General features: G+C 38.9%; 12 protein-coding genes. 5 read left to right on the top strand and 7 right to left on the bottom strand.

Annotation, left to right across the window (positions count from 1 at the left end; genetic code table 11):
* Nucleotides 1-7 precede the first annotated feature (7 nt).
* Nucleotides 8-859 (top strand): bifunctional methylenetetrahydrofolate dehydrogenase/methenyltetrahydrofolate cyclohydrolase FolD, encoded by an 852-nt coding sequence (folD, locus tag VH441_RS05660; protein ID WP_434352693.1) that lies wholly within the window; start codon nt 8-10, stop codon nt 857-859.
* A 103-nt stretch (nt 860-962) separates the two neighbouring features.
* Here folD and corA read toward each other — a convergent pair whose 3' ends face one another.
* Together corA and VH441_RS05650 are read right to left on the bottom strand one after the other, a co-directional pair.
* Nucleotides 963-2,144, bottom strand: a complete 1,182-nt coding sequence (gene corA / locus VH441_RS05655; protein ID WP_434352692.1) for a magnesium/cobalt transporter CorA — start codon at nt 2,142-2,144, stop codon at nt 963-965.
* 31 nt (nt 2,145-2,175) lie between these two features.
* A complete protein-coding gene (locus tag VH441_RS05650; RefSeq protein ID WP_434352691.1) occupies nt 2,176-2,568 on the bottom strand; it encodes a DUF2237 family protein in 393 nt (130 codons plus the stop codon).
* 302 nt (nt 2,569-2,870) lie between these two features.
* On the opposite strand from VH441_RS05650, the gene VH441_RS05645 reads away from it, so the two are divergent.
* The 3 genes from VH441_RS05645 to VH441_RS05635 all read left to right on the top strand — a co-directional run bounded on the left by VH441_RS05645 (nt 2,871) and on the right by VH441_RS05635 (nt 6,289).
* Nucleotides 2,871-4,076, top strand: coding sequence for an ATP phosphoribosyltransferase regulatory subunit (locus tag VH441_RS05645; RefSeq protein WP_434352690.1), 1,206 nt, complete (start codon nt 2,871-2,873; stop codon nt 4,074-4,076).
* A gap of 98 nt (nt 4,077-4,174) precedes the next feature.
* Nucleotides 4,175-5,464, top strand: a complete 1,290-nt coding sequence (locus tag VH441_RS05640; RefSeq protein ID WP_434352689.1) for an adenylosuccinate synthase — start codon at nt 4,175-4,177, stop codon at nt 5,462-5,464.
* A gap of 90 nt (nt 5,465-5,554) precedes the next feature.
* On the top strand, nt 5,555-6,289 hold the full coding sequence (locus tag VH441_RS05635) for a TSUP family transporter (RefSeq protein WP_434352688.1): 735 nt from the start codon (nt 5,555-5,557) through the stop codon (nt 6,287-6,289).
* Here the strand turns inward: VH441_RS05635 and VH441_RS05630 are convergent.
* Both VH441_RS05630 and VH441_RS05625 read right to left on the bottom strand, forming a co-directional pair.
* Nucleotides 6,266-7,834, bottom strand: coding sequence for an anthranilate synthase component I family protein (locus VH441_RS05630; protein WP_434352687.1), 1,569 nt, complete (start codon nt 7,832-7,834; stop codon nt 6,266-6,268). The genes VH441_RS05635 and VH441_RS05630 overlap by 24 nt on opposite strands.
* A 98-nt stretch (nt 7,835-7,932) precedes the next feature.
* Nucleotides 7,933-9,165, bottom strand: coding sequence for a beta-ketoacyl-ACP synthase II (locus VH441_RS05625; RefSeq protein ID WP_434352686.1), 1,233 nt, complete (start codon nt 9,163-9,165; stop codon nt 7,933-7,935).
* Nucleotides 9,166-9,390: 225 nt separating this feature from the next.
* Between VH441_RS05625 and VH441_RS05620 the strand changes: the two genes are divergently transcribed.
* A complete protein-coding gene (locus tag VH441_RS05620) occupies nt 9,391-10,431 on the top strand; it encodes an EcsC family protein (protein WP_434352685.1) in 1,041 nt (346 codons plus the stop codon).
* Nucleotides 10,432-10,506: 75 nt separating this feature from the next.
* Here the strand turns inward: VH441_RS05620 and VH441_RS05615 are convergent, their stop codons facing one another.
* The 3 genes from VH441_RS05615 to VH441_RS05605 are packed head-to-tail and all read right to left on the bottom strand — an operon-like array spanning nt 10,507 to nt 13,228.
* Nucleotides 10,507-11,379, bottom strand: a complete 873-nt coding sequence (locus tag VH441_RS05615; protein ID WP_434352684.1) for a metal ABC transporter permease — start codon at nt 11,377-11,379, stop codon at nt 10,507-10,509.
* A gap of 50 nt (nt 11,380-11,429) precedes the next feature.
* Complete coding sequence (locus VH441_RS05610; RefSeq protein ID WP_434352683.1) at nt 11,430-12,221, bottom strand: metal ABC transporter ATP-binding protein; 792 nt, start codon at nt 12,219-12,221, stop codon at nt 11,430-11,432.
* Entirely contained in the window at nt 12,218-13,228 is a 1,011-nt protein-coding gene (locus VH441_RS05605; protein WP_434352682.1) for a metal ABC transporter solute-binding protein, Zn/Mn family, read from the bottom strand. Before VH441_RS05605 ends, VH441_RS05610 begins: the two co-directional genes overlap by 4 nt.
* Nucleotides 13,229-13,467 lie beyond the last annotated feature (239 nt).

Genomic DNA, 13,467 nt, shown 5'->3' with positions numbered 1-13,467 from the left:
GGATATTATGTCTGCTACGTTATTAGATGGTAAAGCACTTGCAAAGAAAATTGAAGAAGAACTTAGCCAGCGTGTGTCGGCGTTAATTGAGCAAACGGGTCGTACACCAATTTTGGCAACAATTTTAGTTGGTGATGATCCTGCCTCAGCTACTTATGTGCGTATGAAGGGTAATGCGTGTAAACGTGTTGGTATGAATTCTATTCGTGTTGAGATGCCAAGTGAAACAACAACCGCGCAATTGTTGGCTAAAATTGATGAGCTAAATAATAACCCTGATGTACATGGTATTTTGTTACAACATCCAGTACCTGAGCAAATTGATGAAAGAGCGTGTTTTGATGCAATTGATTTAGCAAAAGATGTTGATGGTGTTACCTGCAAAGGTTTTGGTCGTATGAGTATGTGTGAATCTGCTTATGGCTCTTGCACGCCACAAGGCATTATTTACTTATTAAAGCAATATAATATTGAAATGGAAGGCAAAAATGCAGTGGTTGTCGGGCGTAGTGCAATTTTAGGCAAGCCAATGGCAATGATGTTACTTAATGAAAATTGTACCGTGACTATTTGCCATTCACGCACTCAAAACTTAGCAGACTATGTTAAAAATGCCGATATTATTGTTGGTGCCGTTGGTGTCCCCGAGTTAATTAAACAAGATTGGATTAAACCCAATGCGGTGGTTGTGGATGCAGGTTTCCACCCAACTGATGACGGTGGTGTAGGTGACATTGAACTGACAGGTATTGCAGAAGTTGCCTCTGCTTATACTCCCGTACCTGGTGGAGTAGGACCTATGACGATTAACACGTTAATCCGCCAAACGGTAGAAGCGGCAGAAAAAGCAGCCAGTTAATGGTTGCTTTATGCGCTATTTCACTATGATGGCATGAAGCCAACAATAAAAAAACGCACAAAAATTTGTGCGTTTTTTATGTTTATAAACATAGGCAAAGTATTTATAGCCAGCCTGTTTTTTTAAATTGTCTATATAAAGTGGCACAAATCATAATGATGATTGCCCAAATAATAAGATAGCCGTATCGCCACTGTAGCTCTGGCATGTTAGCAAAGTTCATACCATATATCCCAGCTATCGCAGTTGGTACGGCTAAAATACCTGCCCAAGCCGCCAGTTTGCGTACCACATCGTTTTGTCCCATGTTAACGACGGCCATATAGGTGTCCATCGCTACGCTTAGCATTTCATTGAGTCCGTTAACAGCATCCAAAGATTGTAAAAGGTGGTCATTTACATCTCGAAAGTAAGGTTTGGCTGAGCTTGGGAAAAATGAAATCAACTCATTTTTTTTGTGATTGACAAAAAAGTTGCAAATATCTTGCACGGGTAAAATAACGGCGCGCATGTGTACCAGTTGTGACTTTAACTCATATAGTTTTCGTAATGTGTCACGATCAAACTCGTAAGAAAAAATAGATTGTTCTTGCTCTCTTAAATAACTACCTAAGCGGTCAACAACTGGCATATAGTTATCCACAATAAAATCTAAAATGGCATGCAATACAAAAATAGGACCCAAACGCAGTTTATCAGGGCGTTGTCGGTAGTGCTCTCTTACGGGTTGATAGCTGTTAGAGGGACCTGTGCGTATGGTAATAATAAAGTTTTTGCCCATGAATATAGCAGTATCACCATAGCGAATTTGGCGTTTTTCTAGTTTGGCAGTCTGCACAGCAACAAATAAGGTATCATTACCATAGCTTTCTATTTTTGCGCGTTGATGGTCAGTAACGGCATCTTCTAGTGCCAGCTCATGCAAGTCAAACGCTTGTTGAACTTGTTCTAACGTTTCAATACTGGGCTCGTAAAGTCCAAGCCACACAAATTGGTTTTCATTTGCTAAGGTTTTGTTAACATCGGCAATTGCTAATTTTTTTAATTGCTCACCTGTTTTGCGTGAGTAGGAATAGCAATTAATGACTTCTTCCCAAACCTCGCCATCTAAGTCTTCAAAACGGTCTGCGTCTGGGTCATAAACCGTCATGGTTTCAAGAGCTTCTGCCTCAGCTTCATTATCCCCATAGATAAAGCTGTCTTCTTCAGCTTGAATTGGGTCTATTTCAGCTTCAGTTTGCTTTAGCAAATCTATGGCGTTTTTATCTTGGTTATGGTCGCTCATGAATTTCTCGAGTATTGGTTAACATCGCTCGCTAGATAGCGTATTGTTTTAATGTATCAATGTCTACCAATTTTAGCAAACTTTCATGACAAGCTTCTAGTTTTATTGGTGGGGCAACACCATAGTCGAGTGCTTCTAGCCAGCGTAGTGCAGAAACACACCAAAAGTCATTGGGTTGTAGCCCATAAAAATGATGTTCGGGTATCGGGGTGGTTAAATCATTACCGCGGCTAGCCGAAAATTCTAAAAACTCGCGGGTAATTTTGGCACAAACGGTATGAAAACTTAAATCTGTTTCTCCCGTGTGGCAAAACCCATTGCGGTAATAGCCAGTGAGAGGCGCAAAGCAACAGCTTGCCAAAGCGGTACCAAGTACGTTGATTTTATTATTTTCAGGTTGAGGAAAGTTGTATGGGTCAGACATAAATACTCAGCATAAACACTTAGTTTGGTACTTAATGATATTTTTTATAAATTTTACCTTAGCAGTCAAATGTTAGCTAGGCTAATTTTAGGGGCTATGATAGAATAAATAATAAAGTGTGCCAATTAAGCTGTCTTACTGTTTTTTAAGGTTTATTTTTATAGGCAATATCTGACTTTTAACAATTGTTATCGGTATATATCCTTATAAGAGACCTCCCAAAAAAGCAGCGTCATCAAAAATTTAGATAGCGTTATTTGGTAAACACATTATCTTTTTATTACAAAATGACTTAATTTATCATGTCAAAACAACACAATTTTAATTATGCGACAACCGCAGCATCAGACGTTGCCAATGATTGGCTATTGCCTGATGGTGTACACGATGTACTTTTTGCCGATGCTGATAAACAGCAACTATTGCGTCATCATTTAATTGATCAGCTATGTAAACGTGGTTACCAACTGGTTACACCACCGTTAATTGAGTTTACGGAATCATTACTTGGTAATGCCTCTGAAGATTTAAAACGCCAAACTTTTAAAATTATTGACCAATTAAGCGGACGCTTGATGGGGTTGCGTGCTGATACCACTCCCCAAATTTTGCGTATTGATGCAAACTATGGTGGTGAGGGCATTGCACGCTATTGCTATGCTGGGCATACGATACATACACTACCTACTGGTTTGTTTGGTTTGCGTACGCCGTTACAACTTGGCGCAGAGATTTTTGGCACAGATGATTTAACTGCTGATTTTGAGATGCTTGATGTATTGTATGAGCTGTTAACTGGACTAAACTTAACGGCAAAATTGCATCTTGATATTGGGCATGTTGCGATATTTAGACGCTTGAGCGAAATGGCATCACTATCTAGTGAGACCATAGAGCAGTTAATGTTATTGTATGCAAATAAAGCGTTACCAGAGCTTGAGTATGTGTGTAAAGACATCCCTATGGGCAATGACTTTTATCAGCTTGCAAACAGTGGTAATGACTTACAAAAATTTGCGCAGGCATTAAGTGACCAAGCAAAAAATGATCAACAAATTTTGCAAGTAATAGATGAACTAACACAGCTGCAAACCTATTTGCAAAATAAGGGCGTCAAAGATGTGAGTATTGATGTCAGTGAGCTGTCAGGCTATCACTACCATTCTGGACTAATCTTTAATGTGTTTATGAACAGTGGTTCACAACCAATTGTAAGAGGCGGTCGTTTTGACGGTGGGTCAAAAGGTAGAAGCAGACCAGCCATTGGTTTTAGTATGGATGTCACCCGTTTGTTGCCAAGTTTTGAAATGGCTGTTACGCCATTGGTACTGGTTGATTTTGCAGATTTAACCAGCGCAGATGCTAAAGCAAAAGTGGCACTAGATACTAAAGTGGCAGAACTACGTGCCGAAGGTTATCGCGTGGTCGTGCCATTAAATGCGGACGATAAACCAAGTGGTGTGACGCATCAATTAAAATTTGATGGCGAATGGGTTTGCTGCCAGTAAGTGCCAATTAATTAATCGGTATCTACGTTAGTGGTTATTTTAAAAGTTTTGTTATTGCAGTCAGTTTTTTTAATTGTATATATTTTGAGGAACAAATCATGGGTAAAAATGTTGTAGTCTTAGGTAGCCAATGGGGCGATGAAGGCAAAGGTAAAATTGTTGACTTATTGACCGAAAAAGCTTCGGCAGTGGCACGTTTTCAAGGCGGTCATAACGCAGGGCATACATTGGTTGTTGGTGGAGAAAAAACCGTATTGCATTTAATCCCATCTGGTATTTTGCGTGAAGGTGTTACCTGCTATATTGGCAACGGTGTTGTGTTAGCGCCTGACGCTTTATTAAAAGAGATGCGTGAGCTAGAAGCAAATGATGTACCAGTGCGTGAACGTTTGCGTATATCGCCTAATTGTCCACTTATCATGCCATATCACATTGCGCTAGACCAAGCGCGTGAGGCAAAACGTGGCAGTGGTAAAATTGGTACTACTGGGCGTGGCATTGGTCCTACCTATGAAGATAAAGTGGCACGCCGTGCGATTAAGCTTGCTGACTTGTTCCGTACAGATTTAGAAGAAAAACTGCGTAACTTAATTGATTATCATAACTTTCAATTGGTTGAATACTATAAAGTAGATGCTATTGATTTTGATGAAACTTTGGCGCTTTGTAAAGAGTGGGCAAATGAATTAAAAGAGATGCTTACAGACGTTACTGAAGACCTAAATAACCTACGTAAAGAAGGTAAAAACCTGATGTTTGAGGGTGCTCAAGGTACGTTATTAGATATTGATCATGGTACTTATCCATTTGTAACCAGTTCAAACACCACCGCTGGTGGCGTGGCAACAGGTTCGGGGCTTGGTCCTTTATACTTAGACTATGTTCTTGGTATTACTAAAGCATATACCACACGTGTTGGTAGTGGTCCGTTTCCAACAGAATTGTTTGATGATGTAGGTGAGCATTTAGCAAAAGTAGGGCACGAGTTTGGTGCAACCACTGGTAGAGCAAGACGCTGTGGATGGTTTGATGCTGAGAGCCTACGCCGTGCGGTGGTGTTAAACTCTTTATCAGGTATTTGTTTAACTAAGTTAGATGTATTAGACGGTTTAGAAGAAATTCGTATTGGCGTGGGTTATGACTTGCCAGAAACAGAGCATAATGGCATTAATGATGCTGAGTTTTACGAGAATGTAACGCCGATTTATGAAACAATGCCAGGTTGGTCTGAGTCTACGGTTGGTGCGACCAGTTATGATGACTTGCCAGAAAATGCTAAGGCATATATCAAACGTATTGAGCAATTAATTGAGTGCCCGGTTGATATTATTTCTACAGGTCCTGATCGTGCCGAAACTATTGTATTGCGTGACCCGTACGATGCATAACAATTTTTTGTTTTAATTTTGATACAAATAGGCTCGATATAATTCATCGAGCTTTTTTGTTTTATATCATAAGTAACCCTAGTGTTAACCATGCTAAATGAAGTTACCCTCTCACTCATTAATCTTTTTACCTCGGCGCTAACGGCTATAACGGGCTTGGGTGGCGGCACAATATTAATTGGGCTGTTACCAATCTTATTGCCTTCGGTCGCCATTGTGCCTGTGCATGGTGCAAGCCAGCTGGCAAGCAATGCCAGCCGAGCATGGTTTGGACGAGAATCGTTAGACTATACCTATTTTAAACCTTTTTTAGTGGGGTCTTTATTTGGTATTGCTGTTTTTGGTTTGGCGGTACGTTATTTTCAATTAGAGCTTATTCCGTTATTTATTGGTATTTATATTTTACTTATCCAATGGTCAGATACAGTTAATAAATGGTTACGGAGTTTAGAAAACTTTTATTTGGTTGGTTTTATACAAATGGGGCTGGGGCTTTTTGTTGGTACACCAGGTCCATTAGCCATTGCATTGCTTAATAAAAAGTATGAAGATAACCATACCGTGGTGAGTGTTGGCGCACTTATGATGAGTGTGATACACGGTGCAAAATTGCCAGTCTATTTTAGCTTGGGGTTTGCCTTTAGTGAGTATTGGAAACTCATGCTAATGATGATAGTGATGGCAATTGTTGGCTCGCTTATTGGCACAAGACTAAGGCACATTATCCCTATGCCTTGGCTTAAAAAGGTGTTGCCTTGGCTATTAACCCTCATTGCGTTAAAGCTGATTATTTCAAAAGTGTTAGAGTTTGGTTGGATTGGCTAATATATCGACGATATTGCCGACTTTATCAAAACATTCTTGATATTCTGCATCACAGTCTGAAGCAATGGTAATACCACCACCTGCCCATAGGTTAACCGTATTGCTGCAGGACTGTAGCGTACGGATAAGTACATTCCATTGTCCATTACCGTTAAAGTTTAGGTAACCCATCGTACCGCAATAAGCACCCCTCAAATTTTGATTGTTGTGACAGTTGTCATTCAAGTTCGCTATCGGTTGATTTTCTAACTCATGGATAATTTCTACCGCCCGTTTTTTGGGTGTGCCAGTAATAGAGCCTGCTGGCAAACTACCAAAGAGTACTTTTATTGGGTGGGTATCATTTTTTAACTTTGCTGTGATGGTGCTCACCATGTGATGTACATTGCTATAGCTTTCTATTGCAAAAAGGGTGGGCACATTAACGCTGCCAGTTTTTGCGTATTTTCCTAAGTCGTTTCGCAACAAGTCGACAATCATTACATTTTCTGCAGTATCTTTTTCGCTATGAGCCAATTCAGTTTTAAGCAAATCATCTTCTAATGGAGTATTACCACGGGGGCGGGTGCCTTTAATTGGTTTGGTAATGATTTCGTATTGGTTATCTTTGTCTTGATTAAAGGTAAAAAACAGCTCTGGAGAGCAGCTTAACAACTCAAATTTAGAAAACTGCTCATAACTCCTGGTTGTCAGATAACCTGCAAACGGTGCATTTGTATGCGTATGAAGGTTAGGTAGATAATCAGCCAGCTTGTTTTTTGTATCAAGTTTGCCTTGCCAAGCCTGAGTTAAATTAATTTGGTAGCAGTCACCAGCATATAAATAGTCTTGTGTTTTAGCAAAAGCATGTTGATAGTGAGATAATTGCCAAACAGGTTGGAGCGATAATGTAAGCGGTGCGGTATGAGCTTTAGAAATAGTGAGCTGTGATAGCCAACTAAAAACCGTTTGTTGTTTTTGGTAAGCGTTTTGTGTGGCGGCATTTAGTTGCCATTGGTAGCAACCTTTATTAACGGTACAAGTTAAATAAACATCGTAATGTCCAAAAAAGGCGCAAGGTTGGTCGGGTTTGATTGCTACTTCATGACTTAGTGCATGGGCAGACATATCATAACCAATAAAACCCATTAAACCATTATAGTAATTAGGCTGCTGCTGAACTTTTGTTAGAGGGTGTTGTGAGGCTAATTTATTTTGTTGTTCACAATACTTAACGAGAACATCAGAAAACTCGTTATAAGACACGTGACTTTTTGAGGTATGTTTTTTTGTTGCTTCTACCATGCAAAAATAATCTGCTTGGTTAGTTGGGTACACCGTCCAACTAATTTTGGGGAATATACCAATAACACCTTGGTTGTTAACCGCATCGGTTTGATAGTTTGTTGATTTGTTATCCTGTTTATTGATGCCATTATGCAGCCATATGGTTTGGGCAGCGTCATCACTTGCCAATAATTTAGTTAATTGACTTGGGCTGAGCGCGTCAAAAAAAGGGCAGGGCAAAGCATTTGGTGTTTTAACTAAAGGTGTTGAAGTTGGCATAAGTGATGTCAATAAACAAAAATCGGCAGTGATGATAAACTGCCGATTATAACAAAACATGGGGTAATCAAGCTATGATAAAACTAGGTTAAATAAAGTTAGCCATTAAACTTTTTAAGAACCAAACACGCATTGGTGCCACCAAAACCAAAGCTGTTTGTTAATACTGTGTTTAGCTCTGTTTGGCGAGTGTTTTGTACAATATCAAACGCTTTTGCTTTTTCATCTAACTCATTAATATTAATGCTTGGCGCAATAAAACCATTTTGCATCATTAACAAGCAATAAATGACCTCTTGACCACCGACTGCACCAAGGCTGTGCCCAGTCATGGACTTTGTTGAGCTGATTGCCGGTACGTCCCCGATGTTTTTAAATACCTCTTGTATGGCATTAAGCTCGGTGATATCACCCAGTGGGGTGCTAGTGCCGTGCGTATTAATATAGTCAACCGTATCGACAGATGCCTGTGCAAGGGCTTGTTGCATGCAACGTATTGCGCCCTCACCACTTGGTGCTACCATTTGTGCACCATCTGATGTGGCACCATAGCCAACGATTTCTGCCAAAATATTTGCACCACGTGCCTGAGCATGCTCTAAGCTTTCTACCACAACCATCGCGCCACCACCTGCAATGACAAAGCCATCTCGACTGCTGTCATATGGGCGAGAAGCGGTTTGTGGCGTATCGTTGTAACTTGTGCTCATTGCGCCCATGGCATCAAACATGCAAGATTGTGTCCAATGTTCGCTTTCACCGCCACCGGCTAAAATAACATCTGCTTTACCAAGCTGAATCAACTCCATTGCGTTGCCAATACAATGAGTTGAGGTCGCACAGGCAGATGAAATGGAGTATGAAACACCATTGATTTTAAAGCCGGTTGCCAAAGCTGCTGATACGGTACTGCTCATAGTTTTTGGTACAGCCATTGCGCCAACGCCACGCAAGCCTTTGTCTTTCATTGCATCTACCGCAGTCACCACATCGCTGGTGGATGCCCCGCCAGAACCTGCAACAATACCTACACGAGGGTTATGAGCGATTTCATCTAAACTTAAACCAGATTGCTTAACGGCATCAAGTGCACTTAAATAAGCAAACAAACTGGCATCGCTAAAAAAGCGTTTTAATTTACGGTCTATAACAGAAGTGTCTAGGCTAGACGAATCAATGCTACCACTGACTTGTGCTTTAAAGCCATGTTCGTGATAGCTCTCGTTATAGGTTAAACCGGATTGACCATTTTTTAATGCGTTAGTAACTTTACTCAAATCGTTGCCTAGGCAAGAGACAATGCCAGCACCTGTAATTACAACTCGACGCATGAGATACCCTTTTTTAAATTAAAATTATTTAGTTTAGTATGGTGGACATTGTAACAAAATATTTTACAGTGAACGAGTGTTTTTTTATTGCGCATACCAATGCTTGATTTGCGGTTATCGTAAACGGCCATTACACAGTTTAAACTGACTAAAAAAAATAAATTAAGTACACTATAAACCCTATGTGCTTTTAGATAGGTTTTTAAAGGGGAGAGTTATATTGTTATGGATCAGCAAAAATCATCAAACACCAATAATAAACAAGCCAGCAGTAGCGACGTTTTAAAACTGTTAACCCGTATCGCACGCAATCAACTTGAGAGTGTAGGGGCGTTGCTTGACACAATAAACGTCAAACGCAACCAAACTACTAATTATAAACCTGCCGATTTATCAAAGGGTAATGACGTGATGCAAAATGCGTTGCGAGAGCACACATTAAAAAACTCTGCCCATTTGTTTGGTGGTCGGTTTGTAAACTATAGCCAACTGCTAAAAAAAGTATTACCCAATGATTTGTTAAATGAAGGCATGGATGCTGTATTTGAACAATTAGCAACAATGGCGGAGGCTTGGAGCAAAATAGAAATAACCAATGAGCGTAAGCATGCCGATTTTGCTAATTTAACCAATGACGAGCGTAATGCCATGGTAAAGGACATTGCTAACCAAAATAGAGCTTTGGCAACCATGGGCGGGGTTACAGGCTTAGCAGGGTTACCTGGTATGTTTGCTGATGCTTTGTGGCTGTTATTGGTATCACTGCGTTTGGTTTATCAGTTATCAGCTGTTTATGGTAAACCTTTAACTGGCAAGCAAGGCATTAAAACAGCATACAGTGTTATTGCCAGTAGTGACTTAAGTCAAATGCAGCCAAAACAAGCTGTTTTGGTATCTCTTGGTGTGTTATCAACTTTTGTTAATAATGCCAATTATACAGCTAGAAAAACGACAAATGATGATACAAAAGATGCGTTAAAACAACAAATAAAAGACAGGGTGGCAGGTACAGGCGTTGAGTCAGAAAAAGTAAACGAATATGCCAACCATGTGGATAGCTTGGTACAAAAGTTTGACTTAAATATTGATGAGCTATTAAATGCTAGTAATGTAGTTTGGCTAAAAAGGCTGGTTAATTTTTCCGCCGTTGCAGCAGGTATGCATTACAACAGCATTTTAATAGAACAAATCATTGGTACAACCCAAGCGACATTTGCACCAGCCATTAAAATAGCGAATGAAGAGAAAGCTACGTCTAAAGAATAAGTTTAGCAATTTACAATATTGTAAACGTAAACATTGACTATCATACTTATAATCAGGTATCACGGAAATAAATAACTAGTTTTCAAAGTTCTTTATTGCCTGTTTCTTAGATTTTAAAGTTAATAGCCACTTTGCAAGCATGACGAGTAAAAAAGTTGTACCTGCTACCTGTATAATCGTTGCTCCAGCTGGTAGCTCTGGTACGTAGCTGATTGCAATGCCACTACTGATAAATCCAAAACATAAAAAAGTTGCCAATATCATTGCCGTCCATAATCTATTGCTGAACTGCAATGAGGTTGCTGCTGGCAGAGTAATTAAAGCAATGACTAGAATTAGACCAACAACTTGTGTTAACAGTACAACCGTTAAAGAAATAAGAATTAGTAATAGAGTTTGGTACAGCTCAACTCTTACTCCCCTCAACCTTGCTAATTGTGGCTGAAAACTAACCACTAAAAATTTATTGTAAAAAAGCAAAATCACCAATAGTATAAAGACATCTAATAATATCATATGAATAATATCAGTTTTGCCAATCATCAGAATATTGCCAAACAAATAGCTCATTAAATCTTCATAATATCCAGGGGTGGCAGTAATAAAACTAATGCCTACCGCCATACCAACTGCCCAAATAGCAGATAGTATCGTATCTTGGCGCTGGTTACCCCAAATGCTAATAGCAGATATGATTAAGGCCGCTAAAATTGCCGAAAAAGTTGCACCAATTAAAGGTGTAAGCCAAGTTATTTCGTGTACTCTATGTAAATAATGGGCAGCTCCCATGCCTCCCAAAACACAGTGAGAAATTGCACCAGCTACATATGTGGCACGTTGAACCACAACAAAGCTGCCTATTACCCCACAGGCGATAGAAGCGAGAAAGCCGCCAATTAGAGCAAACTGTAAAAACTGGTGGTGTAATAAATGCTCCCAAAATAGCATATAAAATCCTTGTGAATATCTTAAATAAAATAGATATTTAAATAAGCATACTAATGATTGTGAGAAGCTTCTATTGCATCAGTGGGGTCTATAACATGGCAATCTTTTTTGTGATGCAAAAATGTCATGTCGCCCCTATGTAAAGCTTGCAAATCATCTTTATTAAAATTGGTGATAGAAGAAATAGAGGCAGTTCGGTTGATACAGGCGACATGTGTTGCATGGCGAGTAACCACGTTTAAGTTGTGTGATACCACTAAAATAGTCATCGTTTTGCTTAGCTTACAAAGTAAATCGTAAATTTGTTGTTCTACTTTAGTATCTACATTAGCAGTGGGCTCGTCTAAAATTAGCATTTTGGGATTAGTTACCAAAGCTTGAGCAATTAATACACGTTGTCTTTCACCACCCGATAAATTTGCAATTGGGCGGTTTTTAAGATGACTAAGGCTAACTTTTTCTAGTGCCTCGATAGCTAAAGCTTTATCTTTTGATTTAAATGGTCCAAACAGGTTACGCTCAACCCTGCCCATTAACACCACATCAATTGCTGTTACGGGAAAGGTTGCATCAAAGTCAAAATATTGTGGTACATAACCAATATTTTGACTTTGCTCGTGTGGTGTTTTTCCAAAAATATGAATATGACCACGTGTTGGTTTTAATAGACCTAAAGCAAGCTTAACAAAAGTGGTTTTGCCACCACCATTTGGACCAACAATAGCCAGCATGCTTCTTTCGGCAATGTTAAAGGTCAATCCGTGCAAAACCTCTTGGTCTTGATAGGCAAAACAAACATCGTGAAAACTCATGGCAAATTTAGCAGCTTGGGCTTGCATCATTTCAGGTCACTTTGACTTTTTAATCCTTGTTGGATGGTATTGGCAATTTTATCCATATTGTTGATGTAATCAGAAGATAATGGATTTATAGGCATCACTACACCTTCAATTTCTTCTGCAATATGTTTTGCAGATTTAGTATCAAATTGAGCTTGTACGAAAATAACTTGTACATTTTGTTGTTTAGCTAAATCTATCATCCTTGCAAGTTGTTGACCGCTTGGGTTTTTACCTTCAACTTCTATAGGCTCTTGTATTAGGCCGTAATCGTCTGCTAAATAGCCAAATGCTGGATGAAACACCATAAATGTCTTACCTTTAACAGGTGCTAATGCTTCTGCCATACGTACGTCTAGGGCATCAAGATCAGCAATAAAACTATTTAAATTTCTATTGTAGATATCTTCACCCTCTGGATCTGCTTCAATTAAAGCGTTTGCAATGGTTTTTGCTTGTATTTTAACCAGTTTAGGGCTCATCCATATATGAGGGTCTTTACCAGTGTGGTGATGTACTTTATTGTGCTGTTTATCATGCAGCTCGTTTTCACCTTTAGCTGTATGGTGGTGTTTATGCTCTTTATCTTCTGCATGCGTATGACTTTTCATACTTCTTAAATTTATACCGTCACGTGTGTTTACAATTGTTAAGTTGGGCATACTGCTAGTAATTTTGGGTAAAAGAGCTTTTTCAAAAGAAACACCGATGCTAAAAAATATGTCGGCTGTGTTTAAATCTGCCATTTGTTTTGGCGTTGGTTCATATGTTCTAGGGCTACTTCCAGGTGTCACTATAGATTCAACACTAACTCTGTCACCACCAATTTGTTCAACAAAATAGGTTTGAGGCAAGATGCTCGTAAAAACAGTTAATTTAGCGTTGTCGTTTACATTTTCTGTATCAGTATTTGCAGTATGAGGAGCCAACGGTTGGATGAAAAACCAAGCCAATACTGTTAAAGAAATGAGTGATATTACTCCAAAAATAAGTTTGTTTTTTTTAGTCATATTATTTCCTAGTTAATAGTAATTTAAACCAACCTTAATGATATTTTATTTAAAATCATGTTCTTAAGTTAAAATATGTTATAACATAACGTATAATGAATCAAGTTTAATTGTATTGATAAGAATAAGTATATTGATAATTATTTAATTTTTTCGGTTTAAAACATGCTGTCTCGATTTATGATTATAATGACAGAGAAGTGTTATACTTTGTATATGATAGCAATACTGAAAAGTTA

The organism is Psychrobacter sp. HD31 (genome assembly GCF_051097895.1).
In the GTDB taxonomy this organism is placed as follows: Bacteria; Pseudomonadota; Gammaproteobacteria; order Pseudomonadales; family Moraxellaceae; genus Psychrobacter.
This window is presented reverse-complemented; position numbering and strand designations above follow the sequence as displayed.